The following is a 26,221-nucleotide window of genomic DNA, read 5'->3' on the forward strand; positions in this document are numbered from 1 at the left end:
CGGCCGCCTTCAGGGCGTGCGCTTGTCCGTCAGCAGTTCGGTCGTGCGCTTGCGGAAGACGCCGGCGATCTTCTCGCCGAACATGCCGAGAAGGCCGGGAAGCGCGAGTTCGATGCGTACCCGGTCCTCGTCCACGTCGAGGTTCGCGGTCGTCACCTGCCCCAGCGCCGTCACCTCGATCACCAGCCGGTCGCCCTGCCACGTCTTGCCGATGCGCGAGGCGAACGGCATCGCCCGGTCGAGATCGCCGAGTCCGGCGTCCATGCGGCGGCGCGCCTCGGCCCGGCCGAGGCGGTGCGGAATGTCGAAGCGGACGGGCTGGGCCATGCGCGGAGTCTAGCGGACTGTCTTGATCGTGCAAGACAGTCAGACGGCGCGGCGGATCCTGTAGACGGTGGCGGGCGGCAGGTTGCGCCAGACGCGGCCCACCGGCTCGGCGGCGAGGCCCAGCGCGGCGAGGCCGCCCCGTCCCAGCGGCGCGCGGGGTCCGTAAGTGAACTGGTAGAGCGCGCCGTCCTCCGCGAGCCGTGCGAAGATCGCCTCGAGGATGCGGCGCCTGAGCGCGGGCGGGAAGTTGAGCAGCGGCAGGCCGCTCACCGCGTCGGCGTAGCGCCGGTCCGCGAGTGGGCCGCCCGCGCCGAGCGCATCTTCCGCGCGGCCCTCGACGATCTCGACGTCCGGGAACCGCGCGCGCAGCAGCGCAGCGAACACGGGGTCGGCCTCTACCGCGGTCAGCGCTTCCGGCGCCACACCGCGCGCCAGCAGCGCCGCGGTGAACACGCCGGTGCCCGCGCCGACCTCCAGCACCGGGCCGCGCGCCGGGTTGATGCCGGAGACGATCCTGCGCGCCAGCGCCTTTCCGCTCGGCGCGACCGCGCCCACCATGCGCGCGTTGCGCAGGCGCGCAAGGAAGCGCAGCGCGTCCTCGGATCTGCTTTGCAGCCGCCGCCGCGACTGGCGCACGCGCTCGACGACGGAACGGCCGGAGACCATCAGAGCGTGCCGCCCCCCGCCTCGATCAGCTCGATCAGCTCGCCCGCCGCGCCGCGCGTGCAGGCCGTCCGCCGTCCGGCGTAGAGCGGCCCGCCCATCGTCTCCGGCGGCGCGATCAGCGGCGCGCGGACAGCGTTCAGCGAGCGGACCGCGAGGCTCACCATCGCGTTGCCGGGCGGCAGGTAGCCGAGCAGCTGCTTGCGTTCGGTGGTCCCGGGCGGGAACTGGTCGATCTCGCACACGGGCATCCGGCCGACGCTGATCACCGTCGCCTCGCTCTCGGTTTCGGGCGGCAGGCCGAAGGCGGCGTTGATGACCGGGTAGGGCAGGCGGAAGGTGCCGCCCTCGGAAAAGCCGAGCGCGTCGACATGGAAGCGCACGGCGGCGGCGCGGTCGGCGGCGGCCAGCATGGCGACCGTGATGCGGTCGACGTCCGCGGCGGCGCGCGGGAATTCGAGGTCGCGCAGCGTGTCGTTCGCGCCGTTGAAGAACAGCACCTCGCCTGCGCGCCCGGTCGCCTCGATCGGCGTCCAGCCCGCGCTCCCCGGCGCGCATTCGGGCGGCGTCAGGACGCGGATCGGGCTGCCGTGCAGCCGGTCGTGGAGCGAAGGCACGTCGCGCACGCTCAGCTCATAGCCGACCCAGCCGTAGGTCCGCATCGGGAGATAGGCGAGCACTGCGGGTTGTTCGACGAGGCGAACGAAAGCGGCGCCGCCGCCGCCGGGCGGCGCCAGCAGCGCCGTGCGCGCGCCGAGCGTCTTCAGCGCCCCCCAGCCGTTCGCCAGCTCGATCGGCACCTTGCCCGTCTCGACGCATTCGTAGCCGAGCAGCCCCGTCCAGTCGCCGAGCGACCCCTGGAAATCGGGCACCGAGATCGTGCCGCACTTGATGCGGCCGTGCGTGTCGAACATGGCACCCCGACGCTTGCCGGCTGCGCCGGCTTTTTTTCTGTTTTTGACCCCTGCACGTTCCCGTGCAAGCTTTGTTTTTACAATCGTCTGGCTTGATTCGCGCGCGGCATGAACGCTTGCCTCCAGTATGGATTTTTCCGGGACCCGGTGCGCCGGCCGCTCGTGGTCGGCCTCGCGCTCTGGTGGGGCTGGCTGGCCGTCGCCCCCAGCTATCGGGAGGACTGGCTGCTCGAGAACCTGCTGGTGTTCGTGGGCGTGCCGGCGTTCGTCCTGCTCGATCGCCGCGTGGGCTTCTCGCGCCTGTCGACGCTGGCGGCGTTCCTGTTCCTCGCCGCCCATGTCTACGGCGCGCACTACACCTATTCGGAGGCACCGTTCGGCTTCTGGCTGAAGGAGGTCGGCGGCACCGTCCGCAATCCCTACGACCGGCTCGTGCACTTCCTGTTCGGCCTGTTGCTCGCCCTGCCCATGCGGGAGACCGTGGCGCGCTACGGCGCTGCGGGCCGGGTGTGGACGCACCTGTCGGCGTGGATGTGGATCGCCGCGCTCTCCACGATCTACGAGCTGCTCGAATGGGCGGCGATGCTCGTCGTCGCGCCCGATCTCGGCATCGCCTATCTCGGCACGCAGGGCGACGTCTTCGACGCCCACAAGGACAGCGCGCTCGCGATCGCGGGCGCCGCCGTCACGCTCGCCGCGCATTTCCTGTTCGGGAGACGGACATGAGGTTGCTCGCATCCCTGCTGCTCATCGCCGCCGCGCCCGCGCTTGCCGGCGTCGAGGGCGTCTACCGCCTCGAAGGCGTGCGCGAGGCCGCCTCGGGCCTCGAGCTCACCGCCGACGGCCGCTTCCGCTACGGCCTCAGCTACGGCGCGCTCGACGAGGCCGGGGAGGGGCGCTGGGTCCGCGACGGCGACCGCATCCTGCTCACCACCGAGCCCGCATGGACCCCGCCCGCCTTCGAGCCGGTCTCGGCGGCGCGCAGCGCCGAGTTCCCCTTGCGCGTGCAGGTGACGGGGCCGGACGGCAGCCGCATGGGCTGGCCCGTGGACGTGATCCTCACCTACGCGGACGGCACGGAGACCGAAGGCTACACCCAGCCCTACGGCTACATTCCGGACCTTCCCGAAGGCACGCAGGTCACGGCGGTCAAGCTCGGCCTCGCCGTGTTCGGCTTCGTCTCGGCGCCGTTCCCGGTCGACCTCGCCCGCGCCAACGACCTTACGTTCCGCCTCGTGCCCAACAGCCTCGGCCAGCCGCCGTTCACGGACCAGCCGCTCGACATCGAAGGCGATGATCTCGTCATGCTGCGCGGCGACGCGCGTCTCACCTATCGCAAGCAATCCGAATAGCGCCGCGCGGCTATTCGCTGTCCATGATGGCTTTCAGCGACGCCGGTTTCAGGATGCGCAGCCCGCGCCGTCCCTCGGTGGCGATCACGCCTGCGTCCTTCAGCTTGCCGAGCTCGCGGCTCACCGTCTCGATGGTGAGGCCGAGCACGTCCGCCATCTCGGTGCGGGTGAGCGGAAGCTGGATCAGCTGCCCGACGCCGAGGTCGGCGCCGCAGCCGGTCTGCGCCATGCGCCGGTCGATGTCTATGAGCAGCCCGGCGAGCCGCGCGCCCGCGCTCTTGCGGCCGAGGAACAGCAGCCAGCGGCGGCTGCGTTCCAGCTCGCTCAGCGTGCGTTCGAGCAGTTGCCGCTCGAGCTGCATGTTCTCTTCCATCATGCGCTCGAAGGGCGCGCGCGCGAAGATGCACACCTCCGCCTCGGTGAGCGCGGTGATGTCGTGGTCCACCGTGTCGGCGTAGGGCCGTCCGATGAAGTCGGCGGGGTAGAGCAGCCCCACGGTCTGCGCCTCGCCCGAGGGGGTCAGCGAGCTCAGCTTCAGCACGCCGCCCAGCACGTTCGCGCACAGGATGTTCTCGTCGCCCTCGAACTGCAGCGACTCGCCGGCGGCGAGCTTGCGCCTGCGCCCGAGGCGCGACATCTCGGTCAGCGCGGCGTCGTCGAGCGTGCCGCACAGCGATCTGTCGCGAACGACGCAATCCTCGCAAACTTTCGTCAACCACCGCTCCATTTGCCGGACGTGATTCCGGTCGAGGCCCGCTTCTTCCCGCGTCTTTAGCATTATTCGCGGCGATACTTCCACACCTGCCGCTCGCCTGCGACCGATTGACCGGACGGACGGGCTGTTCGCAGGCCCTTATTCGTAGCCGGGCTCGTCCCACCACGGGAAGAAATCGGGGAGGTCCGTGGAAACCCGGTCGGGGAACACGGCGGGCCGCTTTTCGAGGAAGCTCGTCACCCCCTCGCGCGCGTCGCCCGCGCGCCCGCGCGACCAGATCGCGCGGCTGTCGATGCGGTGCGCCTCCATCGGGTGCGCGGCGCCCAGCATCCGCCACAGCATCTGCCGCGTCATCGCGGCCGAGACGGGCGCCGTGGTGTCGGCGATCTCGCGGGCGAGCGCCGTCGCCGTCTCGATGAGCGCGCCCGGCGGCACGACGCGGCTGACGAGGCCGCCCGCGAGCGCCTCGTCCGCGCCGAACACGCGGCCCGAGAAGCACCATTCGAGCGCCTTCGAAATGCCGACGATGCGCGGCAGGAACCACGACGAGCACGCCTCGGGGACGATGCCGCGCCGCGTGAACACGAAGCCGAACTTGGCGTCCTCGCTCGCGATGCGGATGTCCATCGGCAGCGCCATGGTGATGCCGACGCCCACGGCAGGCCCGTTTATGGCCGCGATCACCGGCTTCAGGCATTGGAAGATGCGCAGCGACACGCGCCCGCCGCCGTCGCGCACGGCGGGGTGCGCGTAGTCGGTGGTGCCGTCGGCGCGCACGGGGCTGTCGCCGCGCGGGCGGTCGCTGCGGTTGTCGTAGTCGAAGGTCTTGCCGCCCTCGCCGAGGTCGGCGCCCGCGCAGAAGGCGCGGCCCGCGCCGGTCACGATCACCGCGCGCACCGCGTCGTCGGCGTCGATGCGGTCGAACGCGTCCAGCATCTCGCGTATCATCGCCGCGTTGAACGCGTTGAGCCGCTCCGGCCGATCGAGCGTCAGCGTCGCGATCCCGCCCGTCACCGCGTAGCGGATCGTTTCATAGTCCATGATGCACTCCCTGTCTCGGCAAGACGCTTATGGACGGGAACGCGCCCGTTGCGGCCCGCGCACATTGCACAGGTCGATGAAGCCCGCGTCGCTTGCGAACCAGCCGTCCCGCGTGCGGTGGGCGCGGGCGTCGACGTAGCTGCGGAAGGACGCGCTGTCGGTCCGCATGATCTCGACATCGAGTCTTTCCGCCGCGGGCACGTCGCTGCCGAGCCGGATGCGCGCGATCGGCACGCGCTCCGCCGCGGTTTCGTAGAAGCCGAGGCTGCCGGTGCCCCGTTTCAGGCTGGAAAGGTGCTCGACGCCGGAGATCACGCGCCCGGCGATCGTGACGTTGCGGTCGAGGTGGCGCGGGGCGTGGCCGATGACGACGTAAAGCTCGCTGCCGTTGCCGCTGTCCGCGGCCTCGGCGCGCCCGACGCCGAGCGCGGCGTAGCAGTGCGTCGCCCATACTGCGCCGTCCTTGCGGGTCGCGGCGAAGCCGTTCACGAAGCCCGGCTCGCCGAAGCCGTCCGGCCCGGGGATCGGCGTGAAGGCGATGCCCGCCGCCGGAAGGCCGAACTCGGGCGAGAGCGTCGGTGGAACGCCCTGCTTGCGCTGCTTCGCCGGGTCCTCGGCATCGGGGTCGCCCCACTGCACGACATAGTTGTCCTGCACGCGGTTGATGCTGAGCCCGTCGAAATACCCCTCGCGCACCAGCGCGCGGATGTTGGAAACGGTGCGCGGCGCGAGGTCCGGCGCCAGCTCCATCACGACCGTGTTGCCGCCCGCGTCCATGTACAGCGTGTCCTCGGGCACGAGCGGCCGCCATTCCTCGGGCCGCGAGGCGTCGATCACCCCCTGCGACGAGAGCGGCGCGAAGCCCGCGAGCAGGCAGGCGAGGGGGATGAGCGCTTTCATGTCCGTCCTTCCGGGTGCAGGGCGAGCAGCGCGAAGCTGCAGAGCCAGTGGGAACCCATGTAATCGTCCTCGATGTGCGGCAGGCTCGCCGCCAGATGGCGCGCCGCCGTTTCGGCGTCGCCGAGTTCGCGCCAGCCCCACGCGCGCGTGAAGTTGAAGCCGTCGAGGTGGACGAGCTTGCCGTCGCTGCGGTCGAGCACGGCGGCGGGCCGGAACAGCGTCGCCGGTTCGCCTTCCCCGAGGCGGGGCACGAAAGCGCCGAGCCAGCGTTCAAACGCGGCGGCGGGCAGCACGCGCTTCATGCACAGCGCCTCGACCATCGCGGACGACAGGAATTCGTCGCCGCCCGGCTCCCACGCGGGGCAGTCGCGGTCCGCGCCGAAATAGGTCTCCGCCCGCTCGCGGATCAGCGCCGCCATCGCCGCGTCGTGAGTCTCGGCCCAGTCCAGCGCAAGGATGAAGGCGAACGCGGTGTTGGCGTGCGTGCCGCTGCGGATCGGGTAGAGCTGCTTCGGGAAGTAGCTCTTGAAGCGCCCGGCGAACGCTTCGGCGAGCGGCGCCAGCGCCGCGCCCCAATCCTTGTCCGCATGGCGCGCGGCCTCGCCGTGCAGCGCGAACAGCCACGCCCAGCCGTAGGGCCGCTCGAAGCTCGCCGACGACGGCCGCGCGAGATAGGCAAGCTCGCCCGCGACGTTCGCCGCCGTCAGCAGCGCGTCCGCCCGCGCGGCGGTCTCGCGGCTCTCCGGCAGACCCGGGAACAGCCGCCGGATGGTCAACAGCAGCCACCAGCTATGCACGCAGCTGTGCCAGTCGTAGCTGCCGTAGAACACCGGGTGCAGCGCGCGCGGCCCTTCGGCGTCGGCGGGGCCGTCCAGCACATGGTCCATCTTGTTCGGATACTCCCGCCCGACATGGCCGAGCGCGATGCGCGCGAAACGGGCGGCGAGAGTATCGTCCAGGATCATCGGAACGCGAATATATAGATGATGGCGAGGTTCACGGCGAGCAGCGGCAGCGCCGTCGCGATCTGCGCGCGGATCACGCCGTTCCGGTTCTTCAGCTCCAGCAACGCCGCGGGCACGATGTTGAAGTTCGCCGCCATCGGCGTCATCAGCGTGCCGCAGAAGCCCGCCAGCATCCCCACCGCGCCGATCACCGCCGCATCGCCGCCCATGCCCCGGATCAGCACCGGCACGCCGATCGCCGCCGCCATCACCGGGAAGGCGGCGAAGGCGTTGCCCATGATCATCGTGAAGCCCGCCATGCCGAGCGCGAACACGGCGACCGCCGCAAAGCGGCTGCCGTTCGGGATCAGCGTGCCCGCGATGTCGCCGACCACCTCGCCGACGCCCGCCAGCGCGAACACCGCGCCGAGCGAGGCGAGCATCTGCGGCAGCACCGCCGCCCAGCCCACGGAGTCGATCAGCCTGCGGCCTTCCTCCAGCGGCGCGAGCGGCGGCGGCCGCAGCCAGAGCATCGAGACGGCAAGCGCGAGCACGACGCCGATGCCGAGCGACAGCAGCGTCACCTGCTTCGGGTCGAACAGCGGCACCCCACCGATGCCGATCGCCTTGAACGCGACCGTGCCGACAAGGGCGGTCACGGGGATGACGAGCGCGGGCAGGAACAGGCGGTTGCCCAGCTTTGCCGAAAGTGCCGTTCGCGCCTCCGGCCCCGTCGTCCTCGGAGCCCCGCTGCCGAGCGCGCCCGCGCCCGCCAGCGCGACGAGGCACAGCACCAGCACGCCGTTGCCGAGGTCGCCGAGCCGGTCGCCCGCGAGGAAGCTCAGCGCCAGCAGCCCCCAGAACGCCGCGCTTCCGAACCGCTTGCGGTTGCTGCGGTCGCGGAGGCTGCCGAGCGCGAAGGCCGCGAACACCAGCCCGGCGAACGTGTAGAGCGCGGGAAGCCCGATCATTTGCGCGCGCCCAGCCGCCGGTCGAGCCGCATCAGCCGCGCGCCGTGGATGAGGAGCGCGGCGATGGCGGTCGGGATCGCCCAGACCGAGAGTTCGAGCGGCGCGAGGAAGATGCCGTAGGTCTCGAACGTGCCCTTGATGAGCAGGATCGAGGCGATGGCGATGAAGATGTCCTCGCCGAAAAAGAGCCCGACATTGTCGGTCGCCGCCGCCATCGCCTTCACCTCCTCGCGCGTCTCCGCGTCGCCCGCGCCCTGCGCTTCCGCCGCCGCTTCCGCCATCGGCGCGACGAGCGGCCGCACGGTCTGGGCGTGCCCGGCGATCGAGGTGAGGCCGAGCGCGGCGGCGATCTGGCGGATGATCAGGTAGACGATCAGCAGCCGGCCCACGGTCGCGCCCCTGAAGCGCGCGATCAGCGTCCGCGCGCGCTGCTGGAGCCCGTAGCGTTCGAGGAGGCCGATCACCGGCAGCACGATCCACACCACGCTCACGTAGCGGTTGTCGTTGAACGCCTTGCCGAACGCCGAGACCACCGCGAGCGGATCGAGACCGGCGGCGATGCCCGTGGCGAGCGCCGCGATCGTCACGACCAGCAGCGGATTGAGCCCGGCCATGAAGCCGAGCACGATGATGACGATTCCCGACAGGACGAGCACGACCCGAGACCCCCGACTCAAAGCGTCTTTACATCGCGCCCGCCGCCTTTAGCATCGGAAAAAATGACCTCTTGGGAAGGGCTTGATGACGCTTCACCTCGCGATCGTGGGTTCCGGTCCGGCAGGTTACTACACGGCGGAGGCCGCCCAGAAGCTGAACGGCGGCGACGTCCGCATCGACATCATCGACCGGCTGCCCACGCCCTTCGGCCTCATCCGCGCGGGCGTCGCGCCCGATCACCAGTCGATCAAGGCGGTCTCGCGCCGCTACGAGAAGACGGCGCTGTCCGACAGCGTCCGCTTCGTCGGCAACGTCGCCGTGGGCGACGGCGGCATTGCGATGGACGAGCTGCTCGGCCTCTACGACGCCGTGGTGCTCGCGACCGGCGCGCCGACGGATCGCCCGCTCGGCATACCGGGCGCGGACCTGCCCGGCGTCCTCGGCTCGTCGGCGTTCGTCGGCTGGTACAACGGCCACCCGGATTTCGCAGGTCTCGCGCCGCCGCTCGACAGCGAGTCGGTCGTCGTCATCGGCAACGGCAACGTCGCGATCGACTGCGCGCGCATCCTCGCCAAGCTGCCGGAGGAGTTCGAGGGCGCCGACATCGTGCAGCACGCCGTCGATGCGCTCGCCGCCTCGAAGGTCCGGCTCATCCGCATCGTCGGCCGCCGCGGCCCGCATCAGGTCAGCTTCACGCCCAAGGAGGTCGGCGAGATGGGCGAGCTCGCCCGCGCGACGCCCGTCGTCGATCCGGCCGTGTTCCCGCCCGTGGCGGAGGACGAGGCGCTTGAGCCGGGCCTGCGCAAAGTTGTCACCACCCTGCGCGCCTTCGCCGCCGCCGGCCCGGACGCAAACAAGCCCGTCCGCGTCTACTTCGACTACTTCCTCCGCCCCGTCGAGGTGCTCGGCGACGGCAAGGTCGAGGCGCTGCGCCTCGAACGCACCCGCCTCGTCGAAGGCCGCGCCGAAGGCACCGGCGAGATGCTCGACATCCCCTGCGGCATGATCGTCAGCTGCATCGGCTACCGCACGATCCCCATCGCCGGCGTGCCCTACGATGATCGCGGCGGCCGCTTCGTGAACGACGAGGGTCGCATCGCGCCCGGCCTCTACTGCGTCGGCTGGGCGCGGCGCGGACCCACCGGCACGATCGGCACGAACCGGCCGGACGGCTTCGCTATCGCCGACCTCATCGCCGCCGACATCACGCCCGCGGGCAAGGCGGGGCGCGCCGGTCTCGATGCGCTTGCCGCCGAAAAGGGCATCGACATCGTCACGTTCCGGGATTGGCAGAAGATCGACGCCGCCGAGGTCGCGCGGGCGCGCGGCGGCGCCCCGCGCGAAAAATTCGTCGCGGTCGACGACATGATGTCGGCGGCGCGAAGCTGAGGCTTGCGGGGGCACAGCCCCCTCGCTATAAGCCGCCGTCCGCTGTCCCGAGGGCTATGGTCCGCAGCGGCAAATCCTGCGCGTCGGGGAGTAGCTCAGCCTGGTAGAGCACTGTCTTCGGGAGGCAGGGGCCGGAGGTTCGAATCCTCTCTCCCCGACCACGCGCTTCCAAGGGTTTCGGTCCGATATGCACAGGGGCTGAAGGTGCCGGCGAACCCCTCCTGCCGCATGAAGTTATTCACCCCTCAGTGCCCTCGATATGCCGTCCAGCCCTGCTTCCAGGTCCGCGCGCGTCGTCCAGCCGTAGCCGAGGCGGAAGTGCGTGTCGGGCATCTCGAACCAGTGGCCCGGCCCGACATAGGTGCCGTGCGCTTCGAGCAGGCGCTTGTAGAAGGCGTTCGTGCCGCCCGGCGGCATCTCGCGCATGTGCGGGAAGCAGACCACGCCGCCCGAGGGATGCACCCAGTCGAGCAGCGGCTCCTGCGCCATCCAGTCGCTGACGAGCCGCAGGCGTAGCCGCATCTCTTCCAGCGTCGGCGTCAGCAGTTCGGCGCGGCGGGCGAGCACCTGTTCGGCGATCCATTCGTCGATGACGCTGCCGCAGATGCTGATCTGCTCCTTCGCGGCGAGGAACACCTCCTGCAAGGCCGGGTCGGCGGTGATCAGCCAGCCGATGCGGATGCCGGGCACGCCGTAGGCCTTCGACAGCGAGGAGACGCTGATCACGTGCGAACCCAGAGACGCGGCGAGCGGCAGCGTGCCGCCGTAGGAGAGGTCGCGGTAGGTCTCGTCGACGAGCAGCTTGCAGCCGTTGCCGCGCGCGAGGTCCACGAGCCCGCGCAGATCCGCCTCGCTCATCATCGTGCCGGTGGGGTTGTGCGGGCAGGTGACGCTGATGATCTTCGTGCGCGGCGTGATCGCGCCCGCGATCCGCGCGATGTCGATGCGGAAGCCCTCCTCGAACTTCAGGTCGATGAGGCTGATCGCGCAGCCGATGGCGCGCGGCGTTTCGAGGTTGGTCGCGTAGTTGGGGCGGATGACGACGAGGTGGTCGTCGGGGGCGAGCAGGGCGGTGGCGATGATGAACAGCGCCGTCGCCGCGCCGCTGCACACCAGCACGTCGTCGGGGCTCAGGCGCGGGGCATCGCCCGCGATCAGCGCGCGCAGCCGCTCGCTGCCCCGGTGCTCGCCGTAGAGCAGCGTGAGATCGGGGATGGAGAGGCCGAGGCTCGACAGCGTCTGGTCGGTGATCGAGCTTTCGGAAAGATTGTAGCGGATGTTGCCGTAGCCGTACTCCTCGGGGATTCGACCTCGATCGGCATTCTGACGTAGCGCATGGGAACAACCTCGATGCTGCGGGGCGTTGCGCTGCCTTCAATGCTCCGTCGTGCGGAGCGGGAGCAATCCCTCCGGAGAGGGGTGGCGGGATTGCGCCCAGTGCCGCGCCAGCAGTTCGGCGAGCGAGCCGACGCCGAGCTTGCGGAAGATGCGCTTGCGGTGATCCTTCACCGTGTGACGGCTGATGCCGAGCCTGAGCGCGATCGCTTCGGACGAACAGCCCCGGACGAGGAGGCCGTGCACGTCCCGTTCGCGCGCGCTGAGGCCGTCCGCCTCCGAAAGACCCGCGCCGCCCAGTGCGGCGTGACGCTCGAAAGCGGCCGCAAGCGGCCCGCCGAGGGCGCCGAGGGCGGAAAGGTGCGCGTCGGCAGCAGCGATCCGCCCGCGCTCGCGGTACAGGCTCAGTTCCACCATGCCTCCGAGCGCGGGGAAATACAGCCCGATCTCCTCCTGCCGTTCAGGCCAGCCGGGCGTGCGGAAGCCGAGTTCCTCCTCGTCCGTCCAGATCAGCGCGTCGGCGTCGGGCAGAGGGTCCGCATCGCGCACCGCGAAATCGCGGGCGCGGACGGCGCCGCTTCCCGGTGCGGCGCGCAGCATCGGGTTCACTGCGTGCGTGACGGCGGCATAGGTCTCGATTCCGCGCGTGCAGCCGACGCGCGCGAAATCGTGGAACAGCGGCTGCGCTCTCCTCCCGCGGTAAAAGACCATCGCCGACAACTCGAACCCGAGCGCGCGGCAAAGCGCCTGTGCCGTGATGCCGTGGAAATCGGCTGTGCCGATCGCACCGATGACACGGGTGAGGGCCTTGTGGAGCATGGCCCGGTTTCTAGGCGGGGCACCTGACAGGAGCTTGTCGCGGGGTGCTGGGCCAAGCGCACGAAAAAGGGCGGCCCCGAAGGACCGCCCGTATTTTCGCCTATCTGCCGCTGCGGGGTTAGCGGCGGCGGCGCAGGGCACCGATGCCGACAAGGCCGAGACCGAGCAGGCCGAGCATTCCGGGCTCGGGAACGGAGGTGTCCCGAAGCTGGATGGACGTCTCGACGCGGAAGTTCGACTCCGTCGTGTGGCGCTCCGCGAAGAACAGCTTGAAGCTGTAATCCTGTCCGACAACGAGGCCGAGCGAGGGATCGTCGAGATTGCACGTACCGGAAAGCGCGGTATGGACGCCGCCGAGGTCGATGCACTGCTTGCCGTCGATGTAGACCCAGAGGTCGTCGTCGCCGGTGAATTTGAACTGCTGGCCCGCCTGGTAGGTGAAGGTCGTCTCCAGCTCGAGCGTGAAGTGGTAGTTGTGCGGGTTGCTTTCGGTCGCGCCGGTGATGGCGTCCAGCGGGAAGAACGAGAAGTTCTCATAGCTGTAGACACCCGAGCCGGGCGACGTTTCGTTCAGCGTCAGGGTGATGATGTGGGGCGTATTGACGCCCGGCACATCCCTGTACCACTGCGCGAACGAGGCGGCGTTGGCGATGTTGCCGGTGCCGTCAACGCCTGCGAACGTGGGCTTGCCGTCGGCGTCCAGCGTGTAGCTGGCGAGGCCGGCAACGTGGCCCGCGATGGGATTGGCCTCGAAATCCGAGTGCGTGGACGAGAAGTCGCGCACGGTTGCCGAGAGCGAGATGGACGCGGCGTCGGCCGGTACGCTGGCGAGAAGCGCGATCACCGTTGCGGCGCTGCCCAGAATGCGAATGTTCATGTCATCCTCCAACTGTCCGGGCGCTTTTCCTGCTCCGGCGCCCCCGGTTACGGACAGGTATAAGCAACGTTTGTGCCAGTTGGGCTGAATCGTCGGGAATCCGCACGAATCCCGTTCTGGCGTTCGCAGGCGCGCTTTCGGAATGTAAATTATACCGGCACCAGAACGATGCCGGGACTCAGGCAGGCGGGAACTGCGTTTCCACCATCGAGGAGCGCGAGGCCCATTCGTCGTGGAGCTTCGTCAGCTCCGGCCGCGTGCGCTTCCAGTCGAGCACCGGATGCCGGTAGTCGATGTATTCGAGCGCGATCACCGAGAGCATTTCGGCGTAGCTGCGATAGGCGGGCGCGGCGGCCAGCATCGCCGGGAGGGCGTCGAGCGCGCGCTCGATCTTCCCGCGCCAGCGGCCCTGCCAGTAGATCGAGCGCTCGCCCGGCTGGCGCAGCGTTTCCATGCGCCAGGCGACGGCGGCGTCGAGGATGGCGTCGATGTGCGCGGCGAGCGTCATCGCCGCCCAGCGCTTCGGGTCGCCGGGCGCCGGATAGAGGTCGCCCGCGTCCTTGAGGCTCGCGAGATAGGCGAGGATGACGCGGCTGTCGTGCACCGCCGTGCCGTCGTCGGTGATGAGCGCGGGGATCTTGGAGACCGGGTTCACGGAGATCAGTTCGTCGGGGTCCGCGAGCGGGTCCACGGGCACCTCGTCGACGGCGTCCTCGAGATCGAGCTCACGGACGAACACGCGCACCTTGCGCGCATAGGGCGAGGTGTAGGACATGTAGAGCTTCATGAACGATTCCCTGAACCAAACGATGATTTGCGGGCACGCTAGCGATGCGGGCGCTGCAAGAAAAGCGCGACGTGCGAACCGTTTGGCGGTGCCCTCATGAGCCGCGCCGACGATCTCGCCTTCGCGCACCGCCTCACCGATGCCGCCGGCGCGGCGATCCGGCCGTGGTTCCGCGCGCGCGTCGAGGTGGAGACGAAGGGCGATGCCTCGCCCGTCACCGTCGCCGACCGCGCCGCCGAAACGGCGATGCGCGCGCTCATCGAGGCGGAGCGGCCCGGCGAGGGCATCGTCGGCGAGGAGTTCGGCGTCTCGAACCCCGGCGCGTCGCGCGTCTGGGTGCTCGATCCCATCGACGGCACGCGCAGCTTCATCGCCGGGCGGCCCATTTTCGGCACGCTGGTCGCGCTGCTCGAAGAGGGGCGCCCCGTGCTCGGCATCATCGACCAGCCGATCGGGCGGGACCGCTGGGCGGGCGCGGAAGGGGCGGCGACGACGCTGAACGGCGCGGTCGTCACCACGCGGCGCTGCCCGTCGCTGTCGATGGCGCTCATCGCCTCCTCCGGCCCGCAGTACTTTCACGCGCCCGAGCGCGCGCGCTTCGAGGCGCTCGCCGCCGCCGCGGGCCAGCTCGTCTACGGCGGGGACTGCTACAACTACGGCCTCGTCGCCGCGGGCCACATCGACATCGTCGTCGAGGCGAACTTGAAGCTGCACGACTTCGCCGCGCTCGCCCCCATCGTCATCGGCGCGGGCGGGTCGATGACGGACTGGCACGGCCGCCCGCTCACCGGCGACAGCGACGGCAGCGTCATCGCGCTCGGCGACGCATCGCTGCTCCCCGAAGTGTCGCGCCGCCTGCTTGGCTAACCGCCCGACGTCTTCTTCTCGGCCGCCTTGTCCGCCGCGCGCACCGCCGCGCCGCTCGCCCCTGCAAGCACGGGGCCGCAGTTCGTGTCCTCCTCGTCGCCGAGGTCGATGAAGGCGACGATCGCGGCGAGCGGTGAGATGAGCGCGCCGAGCACGCCGCCCGCCACCGCGCGTCCCACGAGCTTGCCCGAAATGGGATTGACGGTCGGCGCCGCGAACCAGCCGCCGACGCTCACCGGCGACTGGCCGGAGAACAGGCTGGGGTTCTTCGCGTCCGCCTCCACGGCGAGGTCGAGGCTTTCGTCCTTGAAGCTGATGCGCCCGCCGCCGCGGATCACGTTCCGGCGCGTGTCGATGAAGATCGGGTCCGCGCGCCCCACGCCGTCCTTCACCGTGAAGGCGATGAGGCCGCAGCGGATGCGCGCGGGCTCCTTCAGCTTGTCGCCGAGCGCGGCCTCCACGAAGTCGCCGATGTCGAGTTCCAGCAGCTCCGCGTTGCGCAGCCAGAAGTTGCCCTGCGGCAGGATCGCGGCGATGCGTCCGTTCGCCGAGCCCAGCGATTCGCGCACGTCGTCGCCGTAGCCGGTGAGGTGCAGTCGCCCCTTCAGCACGCCGTTGGTGCCGCTGCTCTCCACGTTGAAGCCGCGCAGCAGGTCGGCGATCCGCACCGGGCTCAGGTTCACGTCGTAGCGTGTCACCACCGGCGAGCGGCGGGCGTTGAGGTCGATGTTCCCGGTCAGCGTGCCGCCCGCGAAATCGAACCGAACGGGCTTCAGGGTCAAGAGGCGGTTGTCGAGGCCGAGCGTGAGCTGGAGGTTCTGGAGCGGGATCGTGCCGGTGCGCACGTTCGCGGCGCGATAGGCGATCTGCGCGTCGAGGCGGCTCAGCCCTTCCGCGTTCAGCGGCGCGTTCGGCAGCACGCGCGGCCGCCCGCCTTCAGTGGTGATCGCGCCCTTGCCGCCCATGCTGTCCAGCCGCTCGGGCGGAATGCCGATCCACGGTCCGGCGTCGAGGATGTCGAGCGCGCGGCTCGCGAGGTCCGCGGCGATGAACAGCCGCACGCCGCCGGTGCGCACGGTCATGCTGCCGGAAAGGTCGCTCTCGCCGAACGTCCCCGCGATCTTGGTCATGCGCCATTCGTTCCCCACGGGCCGCAGCTCGCCGCCGAGGTCGAAGCGCCGCGTTTCGGGCACGGCGACGCCGAGCAGCAGGAAGGGGGTGGCGAGGTTGCCGCCGCGCGCACGGATGCCCAGCACCGCGCCGTCCAGCTCGGTCGCGCCGGGCAGCGTGCCCGCCGCGTCGATGCGGCTGTCGCCCACCTCGATGCGGAGGGCGAGGTCGTTGCGTCCGCCCGCCACCGTCGCGTCGGGGCTTTCGAGGCGGCCGGTCACGCGGAAGGCTTTCCCCATCGAGGTGCCGCCGCCCTTGAAGCCGATCGCCTCGCCGAACCGGCTCGACCGCGCGGCGATCGGTGCGAAGGCGAGATCGGCGAGCAGCCGCCGCGGTGGGTCGCGGTAGGCGAGCGTGGTGCCGGTGATCGCGGCGCGCCGGATCTCGGGAAGCCGGAAGGGCTCGCCGCGCGTCTCGCCGAACGTCCAGCTGTTGCGCGCGCCGGCCTTGTCCCATTCCAGCGCGAAATGCGTGTCCTCCAGCGCCGCCTGCCGGAACAGCACCTTGCCGAAGATCAGCCGCAGGATGTCGATCCTGAGGTCGATCAGCTTCGAATCGACGAAGCGTTCGCCCTCCGCCCAGTCCGGGTTGGCGACGACGAGCCTTTCGGCGCGGAACTTGATGTGCAGGTTCGAATAGAGCTGGAAATCGCCGCCGACGCTCACCTCGCGGCCGACGATGCTGGTCGCGATGCGCTCGAAGGGGCGTTCGAGAAAACGCCCCTTGGTGATGAACAGGATCAGCCACAGCAGGAACAGGATGCCGACCGCCCAGAGCAAGACCTTGAGCGCGCGCTTCACCGGGTTCGGGAACCGATCCCATGTGTCGCGGCCGGATCGACCCCATTCCCGGCCCCATTCGCGGATGGACGGCGTCTGCATGGAGGGACTAACGTGCGGCGATGATCGCGCGTTCCCCCAAGCTCACTCTTGCCGCCGCGCGGATCGGCACGCCGACCGGAGATATGCTCTGCGTGTGGGACGCGGACGGGCGCGTGCGTGCGCTCGAATGGGCGGACAAGGATGATCGCTTCCACGCGCTGCTCGCGCGGTATCAGGGGCCGGACACCGTTCTCGAAATGCAGGAAACCGCGCCCGCTCGTGTCGTTCATGCGCTTGCGGCCTACTTCGAGGGCGATTTCGCGGCGACGGCGGCGATCGAGGTCGATCCCGGCGGCACGGCGTTCCAGAAGGAGGCGTGGGCCGCGCTCAGGCGCATCCCGCCCGGCGAGACGCGCACCTATGCCGAGCAGGCGGCCGCCATCGGGCGTCCCGCCGCCGTGCGCGCCGTTGGCGCGGCGAACGGCGCGAATCCCGTGGCGATCATCGTGCCCTGCCACCGCGTGATCGGGGCGGACGGCTCGCTCACCGGCTTCGGCGGCGGCATCGAGCGCAAGCGCTGGCTGCTCGCGCACGAAGGCGCTGCCGTCGCGGCGGTGCAGCCCGGCCTGTTCGGCTGAACGACGGTCAGCCCTGACGCGAAAGCGCGAGCTTCAGGCCGAACGCGATGAACACGCCGCCGGTCAGCCGGTCCATCGTCTTCACGACGCGCGGGCGCGCGAGGAACCGGCCGAGCGGCACGGTGGCGGCGATCAGCAGGGCGAACCACACGAAGCCGAGCAGCACGTGCACGCTTGCGAGGACGAACGAAAAGCCTGCGGGGTCGACGCCGGTCGGGATGAATTGCGGCAGAAAGGTGATGTAGAAGACGCCGACCTTGGGATTGAGAAGGTTCGTGACGAGGCCCCGCGTGAAGGCCTCGCGCGCAGTCCCGCCGATCGCGGCGCTGCCCGCGGTGAGCGCGCTGCGCGGTTTCAGGATCAGGCCGACGCCCAGATACAGGAGATAGGCCGCGCCTGCCCATTTCAGGACCATGAAAGCCGTCTCCGAGGCGGCGAGCAGTGCGCCGAGGCCGAGCGACACCGCCCCGCCCCAGATCAGGCAGCCGAGCCCGATGCCGAGCGCCGCGAACGCCGCGCTGCGCGCGCCGGTCGTGGCGCTCCTGAGCACCATCGCCGTGTCGACGCCGGGCGTCAGGGTCAGCACCGTCGCGGCGGCGGTGAAGGCGATCAGGGACTGGGCGACGGTCATACCGTCTCTCTAGAGCAGGCGAGGGGGGGCGGTACAGCGCCGCCCATGTGCGCCGGGCTTGCTCTTCGGCCCGCGCCCCGCTATAGCGCGCGCTTCGAAAAACGTGACCGCCCGGCCAGTGTGGGCTGCCGAGGCGGTCTTATAGCGTTTCAAGGAGACGGAAATGCCCAAGCTCAAGACGAAGAGCGGCGTCAAGAAGCGGTTGAAGATCACCGCGACCGGCAAGCTCAAGCACGGTGTCGCCGGCAAGCGCCACCGGCTCATCAGCCACAATGCCAAGTATATCCGCCAGAACCGCGGCACCGACGTGCTGGCCGACTGCGAGACCAAGAAGGTCTTGAAGCAGTGGGCGCCTTACGGCCTGAAGTAGGAGGATAGACCATGGCACGTGTCAAACGCGGCGTCACCACGCACGCCAAGCACAAGAAGATTCTGAAGGCAGCCAAGGGCTATTACGGCCGCCGGAAGAACACCATCCGCATCGCGCGTCAGGCGGTCGAGAAGGCCGGCCAGTACGCCTATCGCGACCGGAAGGTGAAGAAGCGGAATTTCCGCGCGCTCTGGATTCAGCGCATCAACGCTGCCGTCCGCGAGGAAGGCCTCACCTACGGCCGGTTCATGCACGGCCTGAAGCTGGCCGGCGTCGAACTGGACCGCAAGGTGCTCGCCGATCTCGCCGTCCACGAGGGCGACGCGTTTAAGGCCATCGTCAAGCAGGCAGAGTCCGCGCTCGCGAAGGCCGCGTAACAAACGCGAACCAAAGCAATGGCAAGGCGCGGCGCTGCCCACGGCAGCGGCCGCGCCTTTTTCTTGGTGTTAACCGGGGTTCAACCATGTCCGACCTTTCCGCCGAACGCGCCGAGTGGCTCGCCAAAATCGCCGCCGCGCCCGATGCCGCCGCCGTCGAGGCGCTGCGCGTCGCCGCGCTCGGCAAGTCCGGCGCGATCACGCAGAAGCTGAAAACGCTGGGCGGCATGGACCCGGAAGCGCGCAAAGCCGCGGGTGCGGCGCTCAACGTGCTGCGCGAGGCGGTGTCGGATGCGCTCTCGGCGCGCAAGGGCGAGCTTGAGGCCGCCGAACTCGACGCGAAGCTCGCTGCCGAGGCTGTGGACGTCACGCTTCCGGTAGAACCCGCCCGGCTCGGCACCGTGCACCCGGTTTCGCAGGTGATGGACGAGCTTGCCGAGATTTTCGCCGATCTCGGCTTCGCGGTCGCGACCGGGCCGGAGATCGAGGACGACTGGCACAATTTCACCGCGCTCAACATCCCGGAATCGCACCCGGCGCGCGCGATGCACGACACCTTCTACTTCCCCGAGCAGCTTGCCAAAGAAGGCCGCCGCTTCCTGCTGCGCACGCACACCTCGCCCGTGCAGATCCGGACGATGATGAGCCGGCAGCCGCCGATCCGCATCATCGCGCCGGGCCGCGTCTACCGCTCGGATTCGGACGCCACGCACACGCCGATGTTCCATCAGGTCGAAGGCCTCGTCATCGACCGCAACATCCACATGGGCCATCTCAAGTGGACGCTGGAAACATTCATCAAGGCCTTCTTCGAGGTCGATGACGTGACGCTGCGCTTCCGCCCCAGCTACTTCCCCTTCACCGAGCCGTCGGCGGAGGTCGATGTCGGCTGCTCGTGGGAGGGCGGCACGCTCAGGATCGGCGGCGAAGCCTCGTGGCTCGAAATCCTCGGCTCGGGCATGGTGCATCCGCGCGTCATCGCCGCCTGCGGCCTCGATCCCGCGGAATGGCAGGGCTTCGCCTTCGGTGCGGGCATCGACCGGCTGGCGATGCTCAAGTACGGCATGACCGACCTTCGCGCCTTCTTCGACGGCGACGTGCGCTGGCTGAAGCACTACGGCTTCTCGCCCTTCGCCGTGCCCACGCTTTCGGGAGGAGTCGGCGCATGAAGTTCACGCTTTCGTGGCTGAAGGACCACCTCGACACCGCCGCCTCGCTCGACGAGATCGTGCGCGGTCTCACCCGCGTCGGGCTTGAGGTCGAGGGCGTCGACAACCCCGCCGATCGTCTCGCGCCGTTCCGCGTCGCGAAGGTGCTGGAGGCCGCGCCGCACCCGCAGGCGGACAAGCTTCAGGTCTTGAAGATGGATACCGGCGCGGGCGAGCCCGTGCAGGTCGTGTGCGGCGCGCCCAATGCCCGCGCGGGCCTCTACGGCGTGTTCGCCGCGCCCGGCACTTATGTGCCCGGTATCGACGTGACCTTGAAGATCGCGGCGATCCGCGGCGTCGAGTCGCGCGGCATGATGTGCTCGGAGCGCGAGCTTGAGCTTTCGGACGCGCACACCGGCATCATCGACCTTCCCGGCGCGCCCGCCGTAGGCACGCCGTTCGCCGAGGTGCTCGGCCTCGACGATCAGGTCATCGAGGTCTCGGTCACGCCGAACCGGCAGGACTGCATGGGCGTGCGCGGCATCGCGCGTGATCTCGCCGCGCTCGGCCTCGGCACCTTGAGGCCCGGCACGGTCGAAAGCGTCGAAGGCGGCTACGACTGCCCGGTCGAGATTCGCACCGACGACCCCGAGGGCTGCCCCGCCTTCTTCGGCCGCGTCGTGCAAGGTGTAAAGAACGGCCCGTCGCCCGACTGGCTCCAGCGCCGCCTCACCGCCATCGGACTTCGTCCCATCTCCGCGCTCGTTGACATTACAAACTTCATCAGCTTCGACCGCGGCCGCCCGCTGCACGTCTATGACCTCGCCAAGCTCTCCGGCGCCGTCGTCGCCCGCCGCGCGGCGGCAGGCGAGAGCGTCGTCGCGCTGAACGGCAAGACCTACGCGCTGACCCCCGAGATGACCGTGATCGCCGACGCGCGCGAGGTCCACGACATCGCCGGCATCATGGGCGGCGAGCATTCGGGCGTCGAGGATGACACCAAGGACATCCTGATCGAGTGCGCCTACTTCGACCCGGCGCGCATCGGCCAGACCGGCCGCGCCCTCGGCCTCACCTCCGACGCCCGCGCCCGCTTCGAGCGCGGGGTCGACCCGGCGTTCCTCGAAGGCGGCCTCCAGCTCGCGACGCGCATGGTCCTCGACCTCTGCGGCGGTGCTCCCAGCCGTGAGGTTCGCGCCGGCCAGCCGCCGGAGATCGCGCCGCAGGTCGATTACGCGCCGTCGCTCACCGAGCGACTGACCGGCGTCACCGTCGATCCGGCGAAGCAGGCGGAGATTCTCGCCGCGCTCGGCTTCGCGGTCGAGACCGGTGACACGTGGCGCGTCACCGCGCCCTCATGGCGCCGCGACATCGACGGCGCCGCCGACATCGTCGAGGAGGTCGTCCGCATCTCCGGCTTCGACGCCATCCCCTCGACCGCGCTGCCGCGCGCCGAGGGTGTCGCGAAGCCCACCGCCACGCCGGTCCAGCTCACCGAGCGCACGCTGCGCCGCGCCGCCGCGGCGCGCGGTCTCGACGAGGCCGTCACGTGGAGCTTCATCGCGCCGCAGGAAGCCGAGCGCTTCGGCGGCGGCGTGTTCACGCTCGAAAACCCCATCTCGGCCGATCTCGCCGTCATGCGCCCGTCGCTGCTCCCCGGCCTCGCCGCCGCGGCGCAGCGCAACAGCGATCGCGGCGCGGCGTCCATCCGTCTGTTCGAGCTCGGCCGCCGCTATCTCGGTGAGGGTGAGCGCCTGACGCTCGGCCTCGTGCTGGCGGGTGCGCGGCAGGAGAAGGACTGGCGCGACGGTGCGGCCAAGGGCTTCGACGTGTTCGATGCGAAGGCCGAGGTGCTGGCGCTGCTCGCCGCCACGGGCGCGCCGGTGGAACGCGCGCAGGCCTTCACCGGTGCGAGCGCATGGTATCACCCCGGCCGTTCCGCGAAGCTCGGCCTCGGCCCCAAGACGATCCTTGCCGAGTTCGGCGAACTGCACCCGCGCCTTGCTCGTGCCTTCGATCTTCAGGGCCGCGTCGCGGTCGCCGAGATCTTCCTCGATGCGATCCCGGCGCCGCGCGGCAAGCGCGGACGCCCCGTCTATGCGCCGCCCGCGCTGCAGGCGGTGACGCGCGATTTCGCGTTCGTCGCCGACAAGACGCTCGCGGCAGACGCGCTGCTGCGCGCCGTGCAGAAGGCGGAGCCGAAGCGGATCACCGCGGTTCGCCTGTTCGACCTGTTCGAAGGTGCAGGCATCGAACCGGGCAAGCGCTCGCTCGCCGTGCGCGTGACGTTGCAGCCGGACGAGCGCAGCTTCACGGAGGACGAGCTTTCCGCGATCGCCGGAAAGATCGTCGCTTCGGCGCGCGGTGTCGGCGCGGACCTCCGCGAATAGGTGCGAGCGTTTCGCAAGTGCTGACGGGCTTTACCCTGTCGGCGAACTGTGAAGCGCCTGCGAGCGGAGGCTTCGGCATCCCTTTTCAGGTCGGTTTTGCGCGCTTTTTTGATGCCACGGCACGGCCTTTGGTAGTTTTTCTTAAGGTTCGGCCGGTAACCATGGCACCATGCCTTTGTCCCGGGTCTTCGAGCCGATCACGGCGCTTGCGCGGAAGTGCAAGCCTTTGCTGTGGCTTATGCTCGTGTCGGGCCTCATGGGTATTGCGGCCTTCATGGAGCCCGTCGATCTCGCGCTCCTCACGCTGCGCAACAAGATCCGCGCGCAACCGGTCAGCGGCGAGGTGGTCGTTGTCGGGATCGACGACGAGTCCATCGCGGCGACTGGCCCGTGGCCCTGGAACCGTGCGCGCCTCGCGGCGCTGACCGACCGGCTGTTTGCGGCCGGTGCCGATCGGGTTTTCTTCGATATCTACCTGCCGCCGCTCGATCCGGAGGGAGATCGCGCGTTTTCGAAGGTCATAGACCGGCATCCGGGTGCCGTGTTCCTCGCCAGCACGAACGACTACACCGCTGACGGAAAGGTGCGCGTCCTGGAGCCGTCGAGCCTCGGCGGCATCGCCGAGGTGGTCTCGACGATGAAGTTCCTGCGCTACTGGAACGGCGTCCCCGACCTTGCCTATCGGCAGATCATCGGAGACAGGGTGCGCAGGTCGATGGAAACCGCGATCGCCGGGGTGGACGGCCCGCTCGGGGCGCGGTTCCCGATCGACTATGCTTACACGCTCGGGTCGATCCCCTATGCGAGCGCGGCGGATGTCCTCGCCGGGCAGTCGGCGCTCGATGTCAACGGGCGCACGGTCGTGGTCGGGCTCAACTCGAAAACGCTTTCGGCACGTCTCGCCGTGCCGGGGCAGGGTCAGGTGACGAGTGTTTTCGTCACGGTTCTGGGCGCGGAAACGCTGAAGGCCGGAAGGCCCGCCGTGCTGGGCTGGTGGCCGCTCTGGCTCTTGGCGGCAGCCGTTTCGGCGGTGCTGGTCTACGGCAGCAACCGGCTCAAATGGATGCTCGGTGCGCCGGGCCTTGCTGCGCTTCTGGCGCTTCCGTTGGTTCTCGAACACGCCCATGTGTTTGTCGAAGCGGCGCCTGCGCTGCTGCTGGCCGCAGGTTCGCTTGTCGTCTTCGCATGGCGGCGGGTGCTCGAACGCCGACGGGAACTCGGCCTCGTGCATCCCGTTTCGGGCCTGCCCACCGTCAACGCGATGCTTCGCCGCGAGGATCTCGTCTCGTCGGAGCTCCTGATCGCCGCGCGTGTGCGCCGCTTCGCCGACATCGTCAGCACGCTGCCGCCCGATTTCGAACATGAACTCACGAAGCTCATCGCCGCGCGGCTGTCGATCGGCACGACGGGCGCGCAGCTCTGGCACGGCGACGACGGTAATTTCGTCTGGCTGACCAACGCCTCCGAGCTTGAACTGGTCGTGGACCAGTTCAAGGCGATGCAGCTGATCTTCCGCAGCCCCATCAAGGTGGCCGAGCGCAGCTATGATGTCGACGTTGCCTTCGGTATTGATCGCGAAACCGCGATGCCGATGTCGCACCGCCTTGCCAGCGCCCTTGCGGCCGCACATGCGGCGAGCGAGGAAGGCGTCTGCTGGATGGTGCACGATCCGGCGGCGGCGAAGGCCAAGGAATGGAAGCTGTCGCTGCTCGGCGAGCTCGACGATGCGCTCGAGTCCGGCCACATCTGGGTCGCCTACCAGCCGCAGCTCGATCTCAGGACGGCGACGATTTGCGGCGCCGAGGCACTGGTGCGCTGGACGCATCCGGTGCGCGGCCCCATCAGCCCGATGGATTTCGTCGAGATCGCCGAGCGTAACGGCCGGATCGGCAAGGTCACGGCCTTCGTTCTCGATCGCGCGGGTGCCGTGACGCGCGACGTTCTGCGCCGCAATCCGGCTTTCCGGATGTCGGTCAACCTGTCGCCGAGCGAACTGTCTTCCCGCATGATTGTGGATGTCGTGCGGTCCGTGCTCGCGCGCTATCAGATTCCCCCGGCCGCGCTTGTTCTCGAGATCACGGAGACGGCAGCGATCGCGGAGGGACAGGCTGCGCTCGCCACGCTGGGCGAGCTTCGCGCGCTCGGCATCGGCATCGCCATCGACGACTACGGCACCGGCATGTCGACGCTGGAGTATCTGCGGAAGATTCCCGCGACCGAGCTCAAGATCGACCGCCGTTTCACGAACGCGCTTCTGAACGGTCCCGCGGACCGTGCGGTGATGGTCTCGACCATCGAACTCGCGCACATCCTGGGGCTCGACGTCGTCGCGGAGGGGATCGAGACGCCCGAGCAGTTGTTCGCCCTCGCGCAGATCCGCTGCGACCGCGGTCAGGGTTATCACATCGCAAGGCCGATGGAGGATTCCGACCTCAAGGAGATGATCGAGTATCCCGCCAAGGTTAAGGCAAGTGGTTAATTTTTGCGGTTAACGCTTGTAAACCATATTCGTTAAGCATAAATACCAGCGTGGCAGTTTGCCGTAACTGTGATGCTGGGGAACAAAGATGCGTACGAATGCAACTCGTAAGCCGGTTCAGCCCGCCAAGGGCTTCTGGGACTGGCTGTTCGGCGGCACCTACCTCTAGATGCTGTAGTTCGAGTGCGGCACTGCCGCTCTCAATAAGAAAGCCCCCGGTTCCCGGGGGCTTTTTGTTGCGGGCGATTCGGCCTGCCCGGCGGCGCGCGTATGCGTTGCGGGTCGGTGTCCGGAAGCGTAGGCTGGAAACATGACAGACGCAGAAACGCCGCCGGCGCGTCGCCGCGCGATGAAGCCGCAGTCGCTGGAGCTTGGCGGACGTCCGCTCCATCCTTCAACGCTGATGATGGGCTACGGCTATGATCCCGCGCTTTCCGAAGGCGCGCTGAAGCCGCCGATCTTCCTGACCTCCACCTACGTTTTCGAAAGCGCGGCGGATGGCAAGCGGTTCTTCGAAGGCATCATCGGGCGCCGACCCGGCGGCGCCGAAGGCCTCGTCTACGGTCGCTTCAACGGCCCGGATCAGGAAATCCTCGAGGACCGGCTGGCGCTCTGGGAAGGGGCGGAGGATGCGCTGGTCTTCTCGACCGGCATGTCGGCCATCACCACGGCGTTGATGGCCTATGTGCAGCCCGGCGATGTCATCGTGCACTCGGCGCCGCTCTATGCTGCGACCGAAAAGCTGATCGACGCCGTGATCGGCAAGTTCTCGGTCGGCTGGATGGATTTTCGCGCGTCTGCCGGCCGGGAGGGGATCGAGGCGACGCTGCGCGCGGCGAGAGCCAAGGGGCGCGTCTCCGTGATCTATCTCGAAAGCCCGGCGAACCCGACGAACGATCTCGTCGACATCGAGGCCATGGCCGCCGCGCGCGACGCGGTGTTCGCGGAGGACGAGAAGCCCGTCATCATGTGCGACAACACCTTCCTCGGCCCCGTCTTCCAGGCACCGACACGGCACGGCGCGGACATCTCGCTCTACTCGCTCACCAAGTACGTGGGCGGCCATTCCGACCTCGTGGGCGGGGCCTGCATCGGCGGAAGGGCCGTGCTCGCGCCCGTTCTTGCGCTGCGCAACACCATTGGCACGATCACCGATCCGCATACCTCGTGGATGCTGCTGCGCAGCCTTGAAACGGTGCAGCTTCGCATGGAGCGGGCGGAAGCGAACGCGCGGACGCTCTGCGCGTTTCTGCGCGATCATCCGAAGATCGAGCGTGTCGGCTATCTCGGCTTCCTCGAACCCGGCAGCGCGCAGCGGGACATCTACGACCGGCACTGCACCGGCTCCGGCTCGACCTTCTCGGTGATCGTGAAGGGCGGCGAGGCGGAGGCGTTCCGGCTGCTCGACAATCTGAAGCTGGTGAAACTCGCCGTCTCGCTCGGCGGCACTGAAAGCCTTGCGAGCCATCCGGCGGCGATGACGCATCTGTCGGTGCCCGATGCCCGCAAGGCGGAGCTGGGGATCAGTGACAATCTGGTTCGGGTGTCGATCGGCGTTGAATATGTTGACGATCTTATCGCAGACTTCAGGCAAGCGCTGGAGGCTGTTTGAGTAAGCTAATACAGTATTCCGTTTTCG

The 26,221-nt window shown here is 69.1% G+C and carries 26 protein-coding genes and 1 tRNA gene; 12 read left to right on the forward strand and 15 right to left on the reverse strand.

Annotation, left to right across the window (positions count from 1 at the left end):
- Positions 1-9: 9 nt before the first annotated feature.
- Genes PE061_RS08910 through PE061_RS08920 form a run of 3 tightly spaced genes read right to left on the reverse strand, consistent with a single transcriptional unit; the run spans position 10 to position 1,904 of the window.
- Positions 10-327 carry a polyhydroxyalkanoic acid system family protein gene (locus tag PE061_RS08910; protein ID WP_271258734.1) on the reverse strand — a complete coding sequence of 106 codons (318 nt, stop codon included), beginning with the start codon at positions 325-327 and terminating at the stop codon, positions 10-12.
- Positions 328-366: 39 nt separating this feature from the next.
- On the reverse strand, positions 367-993 hold the full coding sequence (locus PE061_RS08915; RefSeq protein ID WP_271258735.1) for a class I SAM-dependent methyltransferase: 627 nt from the start codon (positions 991-993) through the stop codon (positions 367-369).
- Complete coding sequence (locus tag PE061_RS08920; protein ID WP_271258736.1) at positions 993-1,904, reverse strand: hypothetical protein; 912 nt, start codon at positions 1,902-1,904, stop codon at positions 993-995. The genes PE061_RS08915 and PE061_RS08920 overlap by 1 nt, the downstream gene beginning before the upstream one ends.
- Before the next feature lie 147 nt (positions 1,905-2,051).
- Here PE061_RS08920 and PE061_RS08925 point away from each other — a divergent pair, with 147 nt between their 5' ends.
- Together PE061_RS08925 and PE061_RS08930 are read left to right on the forward strand one after the other, a co-directional pair.
- Positions 2,052-2,630: a DUF2238 domain-containing protein gene (locus tag PE061_RS08925; protein WP_271258737.1), complete on the forward strand. Its 579-nt coding sequence runs from the start codon at positions 2,052-2,054 to the stop codon at positions 2,628-2,630.
- Positions 2,627-3,256, forward strand: coding sequence for a hypothetical protein (locus PE061_RS08930; RefSeq protein WP_271258738.1), 630 nt, complete (start codon positions 2,627-2,629; stop codon positions 3,254-3,256). The genes PE061_RS08925 and PE061_RS08930 overlap by 4 nt, the downstream gene beginning before the upstream one ends.
- Before the next feature lie 10 nt (positions 3,257-3,266).
- On the opposite strand, the gene PE061_RS08935 is transcribed toward PE061_RS08930, so the two are convergent.
- The 6 genes from PE061_RS08935 to PE061_RS08960 all read right to left on the reverse strand — a co-directional run bounded on the left by PE061_RS08935 (position 3,267) and on the right by PE061_RS08960 (position 8,483).
- Entirely contained in the window at positions 3,267-3,971 is a 705-nt protein-coding gene (locus tag PE061_RS08935) for a Crp/Fnr family transcriptional regulator (RefSeq protein WP_271258739.1), read from the reverse strand.
- A 138-nt stretch (positions 3,972-4,109) separates the two neighbouring features.
- Positions 4,110-5,012 (reverse strand): crotonase/enoyl-CoA hydratase family protein, encoded by a 903-nt coding sequence (locus PE061_RS08940; RefSeq protein ID WP_271258740.1) that lies wholly within the window; start codon positions 5,010-5,012, stop codon positions 4,110-4,112.
- A 27-nt stretch (positions 5,013-5,039) separates the two neighbouring features.
- Positions 5,040-5,912 (reverse strand): peptidylprolyl isomerase, encoded by an 873-nt coding sequence (locus PE061_RS08945; protein WP_271258741.1) that lies wholly within the window; start codon positions 5,910-5,912, stop codon positions 5,040-5,042.
- Positions 5,909-6,877, reverse strand: coding sequence for a DUF2891 domain-containing protein (locus PE061_RS08950; RefSeq protein ID WP_271258742.1), 969 nt, complete (start codon positions 6,875-6,877; stop codon positions 5,909-5,911). Before PE061_RS08950 ends, PE061_RS08945 begins: the two co-directional genes overlap by 4 nt.
- Positions 6,874-7,827 carry a DUF979 domain-containing protein gene (locus PE061_RS08955; protein WP_271258743.1) on the reverse strand — a complete coding sequence of 318 codons (954 nt, stop codon included), beginning with the start codon at positions 7,825-7,827 and terminating at the stop codon, positions 6,874-6,876. Before PE061_RS08955 ends, PE061_RS08950 begins: the two co-directional genes overlap by 4 nt.
- Positions 7,824-8,483: a DUF969 domain-containing protein gene (locus PE061_RS08960; RefSeq protein ID WP_271258744.1), complete on the reverse strand. Its 660-nt coding sequence runs from the start codon at positions 8,481-8,483 to the stop codon at positions 7,824-7,826. Before PE061_RS08960 ends, PE061_RS08955 begins: the two co-directional genes overlap by 4 nt.
- An 85-nt stretch (positions 8,484-8,568) precedes the next feature.
- Here PE061_RS08960 and PE061_RS08965 point away from each other — a divergent pair, with 85 nt between their 5' ends.
- On the forward strand, positions 8,569-9,873 hold the full coding sequence (locus tag PE061_RS08965) for an FAD-dependent oxidoreductase (RefSeq protein ID WP_271258745.1): 1,305 nt from the start codon (positions 8,569-8,571) through the stop codon (positions 9,871-9,873).
- 84 nt (positions 9,874-9,957) lie between these two features.
- Positions 9,958-10,034: transfer RNA gene (locus PE061_RS08970), tRNA-Pro, on the forward strand.
- Between the two features lie 73 nt (positions 10,035-10,107).
- Here PE061_RS08970 and PE061_RS08975 read toward each other — a convergent pair.
- From PE061_RS08975 to PE061_RS08990, 4 genes are all read right to left on the reverse strand, one after another.
- Positions 10,108-11,178, reverse strand: a complete 1,071-nt coding sequence (locus PE061_RS08975) for a pyridoxal phosphate-dependent aminotransferase (protein ID WP_336297028.1) — start codon at positions 11,176-11,178, stop codon at positions 10,108-10,110.
- A 69-nt stretch (positions 11,179-11,247) separates the two neighbouring features.
- Positions 11,248-12,027 (reverse strand): helix-turn-helix transcriptional regulator, encoded by a 780-nt coding sequence (locus PE061_RS08980; protein WP_271258746.1) that lies wholly within the window; start codon positions 12,025-12,027, stop codon positions 11,248-11,250.
- 118 nt (positions 12,028-12,145) lie between these two features.
- Positions 12,146-12,904 carry a fibro-slime domain-containing protein gene (locus PE061_RS08985; RefSeq protein ID WP_271258747.1) on the reverse strand — a complete coding sequence of 253 codons (759 nt, stop codon included), beginning with the start codon at positions 12,902-12,904 and terminating at the stop codon, positions 12,146-12,148.
- A gap of 178 nt (positions 12,905-13,082) precedes the next feature.
- Positions 13,083-13,691, reverse strand: coding sequence for a glutathione S-transferase N-terminal domain-containing protein (locus PE061_RS08990; protein WP_271258748.1), 609 nt, complete (start codon positions 13,689-13,691; stop codon positions 13,083-13,085).
- 96 nt (positions 13,692-13,787) lie between these two features.
- On the opposite strand from PE061_RS08990, the gene hisN reads away from it, so the two are divergent.
- Positions 13,788-14,558, forward strand: a complete 771-nt coding sequence (gene hisN, locus PE061_RS08995; protein ID WP_271258749.1) for a histidinol-phosphatase — start codon at positions 13,788-13,790, stop codon at positions 14,556-14,558.
- On the opposite strand, the gene PE061_RS09000 is transcribed toward hisN, so the two are convergent.
- The gene (locus PE061_RS09000; protein WP_271258750.1) at positions 14,555-16,609 is read right to left on the reverse strand and encodes an AsmA family protein; all 2,055 of its coding nucleotides are present in this window, start codon (positions 16,607-16,609) and stop codon (positions 14,555-14,557) included. The two genes, hisN and PE061_RS09000, sit on opposite strands and share 4 nt — an antisense overlap.
- A gap of 20 nt (positions 16,610-16,629) precedes the next feature.
- Between PE061_RS09000 and PE061_RS09005 the strand changes: the two genes are divergently transcribed.
- The gene (locus tag PE061_RS09005; RefSeq protein WP_271258751.1) at positions 16,630-17,187 is read left to right on the forward strand and encodes a methylated-DNA--[protein]-cysteine S-methyltransferase; all 558 of its coding nucleotides are present in this window, start codon (positions 16,630-16,632) and stop codon (positions 17,185-17,187) included.
- Positions 17,188-17,194: 7 nt separating this feature from the next.
- On the opposite strand, the gene PE061_RS09010 is transcribed toward PE061_RS09005, so the two are convergent.
- Positions 17,195-17,818 (reverse strand): LysE family translocator, encoded by a 624-nt coding sequence (locus PE061_RS09010; protein ID WP_271258752.1) that lies wholly within the window; start codon positions 17,816-17,818, stop codon positions 17,195-17,197.
- A gap of 163 nt (positions 17,819-17,981) precedes the next feature.
- Here PE061_RS09010 and rpmI point away from each other — a divergent pair, with 163 nt between their 5' ends.
- The 6 genes from rpmI to PE061_RS09040 all read left to right on the forward strand — a co-directional run bounded on the left by rpmI (position 17,982) and on the right by PE061_RS09040 (position 26,194).
- Positions 17,982-18,188, forward strand: a complete 207-nt coding sequence (rpmI, locus tag PE061_RS09015) for a 50S ribosomal protein L35 (RefSeq protein WP_271258753.1) — start codon at positions 17,982-17,984, stop codon at positions 18,186-18,188.
- An 11-nt stretch (positions 18,189-18,199) separates the two neighbouring features.
- Positions 18,200-18,565 (forward strand): 50S ribosomal protein L20, encoded by a 366-nt coding sequence (rplT, locus tag PE061_RS09020; protein WP_271258754.1) that lies wholly within the window; start codon positions 18,200-18,202, stop codon positions 18,563-18,565.
- Positions 18,566-18,651: 86 nt separating this feature from the next.
- On the forward strand, positions 18,652-19,734 hold the full coding sequence (gene pheS, locus PE061_RS09025; protein WP_271258755.1) for a phenylalanine--tRNA ligase subunit alpha: 1,083 nt from the start codon (positions 18,652-18,654) through the stop codon (positions 19,732-19,734).
- Positions 19,731-22,103, forward strand: a complete 2,373-nt coding sequence (gene pheT, locus PE061_RS09030; RefSeq protein ID WP_271258756.1) for a phenylalanine--tRNA ligase subunit beta — start codon at positions 19,731-19,733, stop codon at positions 22,101-22,103. The genes pheS and pheT overlap by 4 nt, the downstream gene beginning before the upstream one ends.
- A gap of 256 nt (positions 22,104-22,359) precedes the next feature.
- Positions 22,360-24,582 carry an EAL domain-containing protein gene (locus PE061_RS09035; protein ID WP_271258757.1) on the forward strand — a complete coding sequence of 741 codons (2,223 nt, stop codon included), beginning with the start codon at positions 22,360-22,362 and terminating at the stop codon, positions 24,580-24,582.
- Between the two features lie 310 nt (positions 24,583-24,892).
- Positions 24,893-26,194: a cystathionine gamma-synthase family protein gene (locus PE061_RS09040; protein WP_271258758.1), complete on the forward strand. Its 1,302-nt coding sequence runs from the start codon at positions 24,893-24,895 to the stop codon at positions 26,192-26,194.
- Positions 26,195-26,221 lie beyond the last annotated feature (27 nt).

This window comes from Sphingosinicella microcystinivorans, from assembly GCF_027941835.1.
In the GTDB taxonomy this organism is placed as follows: Bacteria; Pseudomonadota; Alphaproteobacteria; order Sphingomonadales; family Sphingomonadaceae; genus Sphingosinicella.

Bases quoted from the DNA above. Each gene is read 5' to 3' on its own strand.
- PE061_RS08985 (WP_271258747.1), bottom strand. From the start codon at position 12,904: ATGAACATTCGCATTCTGGGCAGCGCCGCAACGGTGATCGCGCTTCTC.
- hisN (WP_271258749.1), top strand. From the start codon at position 13,788: ATGAGCCGCGCCGACGATCTCGCCTTCGCGCACCGCCTCACCGATGCC.
- pheT (WP_271258756.1), top strand. From the start codon at position 19,731: ATGAAGTTCACGCTTTCGTGGCTGAAGGACCACCTCGACACCGCCGCC.
- PE061_RS09000 (WP_271258750.1), bottom strand. From the start codon at position 16,609: ATGCAGACGCCGTCCATCCGCGAATGGGGCCGGGAATGGGGTCGATCC.
- pheS (WP_271258755.1), top strand. From the start codon at position 18,652: ATGTCCGACCTTTCCGCCGAACGCGCCGAGTGGCTCGCCAAAATCGCC.
- PE061_RS08940 (WP_271258740.1), bottom strand. From the start codon at position 5,012: ATGGACTATGAAACGATCCGCTACGCGGTGACGGGCGGGATCGCGACG.
- PE061_RS08915 (WP_271258735.1), bottom strand. From the start codon at position 993: ATGGTCTCCGGCCGTTCCGTCGTCGAGCGCGTGCGCCAGTCGCGGCGG.
- PE061_RS09035 (WP_271258757.1), top strand. From the start codon at position 22,360: ATGGGTATTGCGGCCTTCATGGAGCCCGTCGATCTCGCGCTCCTCACG.
- PE061_RS08965 (WP_271258745.1), top strand. From the start codon at position 8,569: ATGACGCTTCACCTCGCGATCGTGGGTTCCGGTCCGGCAGGTTACTAC.
- PE061_RS09010 (WP_271258752.1), bottom strand. From the start codon at position 17,818: ATGACCGTCGCCCAGTCCCTGATCGCCTTCACCGCCGCCGCGACGGTG.
- PE061_RS08950 (WP_271258742.1), bottom strand. From the start codon at position 6,877: ATGATCCTGGACGATACTCTCGCCGCCCGTTTCGCGCGCATCGCGCTC.
- PE061_RS08910 (WP_271258734.1), bottom strand. From the start codon at position 327: ATGGCCCAGCCCGTCCGCTTCGACATTCCGCACCGCCTCGGCCGGGCC.
- PE061_RS08980 (WP_271258746.1), bottom strand. From the start codon at position 12,027: ATGCTCCACAAGGCCCTCACCCGTGTCATCGGTGCGATCGGCACAGCC.
- rpmI (WP_271258753.1), top strand. From the start codon at position 17,982: ATGCCCAAGCTCAAGACGAAGAGCGGCGTCAAGAAGCGGTTGAAGATC.
- PE061_RS09040 (WP_271258758.1), top strand. From the start codon at position 24,893: ATGACAGACGCAGAAACGCCGCCGGCGCGTCGCCGCGCGATGAAGCCG.
- PE061_RS08930 (WP_271258738.1), top strand. From the start codon at position 2,627: ATGAGGTTGCTCGCATCCCTGCTGCTCATCGCCGCCGCGCCCGCGCTT.
- rplT (WP_271258754.1), top strand. From the start codon at position 18,200: ATGGCACGTGTCAAACGCGGCGTCACCACGCACGCCAAGCACAAGAAG.
- PE061_RS08920 (WP_271258736.1), bottom strand. From the start codon at position 1,904: ATGTTCGACACGCACGGCCGCATCAAGTGCGGCACGATCTCGGTGCCC.
- PE061_RS08945 (WP_271258741.1), bottom strand. From the start codon at position 5,912: ATGAAAGCGCTCATCCCCCTCGCCTGCCTGCTCGCGGGCTTCGCGCCG.
- PE061_RS09005 (WP_271258751.1), top strand. From the start codon at position 16,630: ATGATCGCGCGTTCCCCCAAGCTCACTCTTGCCGCCGCGCGGATCGGC.
- PE061_RS08955 (WP_271258743.1), bottom strand. From the start codon at position 7,827: ATGATCGGGCTTCCCGCGCTCTACACGTTCGCCGGGCTGGTGTTCGCG.
- PE061_RS08990 (WP_271258748.1), bottom strand. From the start codon at position 13,691: ATGAAGCTCTACATGTCCTACACCTCGCCCTATGCGCGCAAGGTGCGC.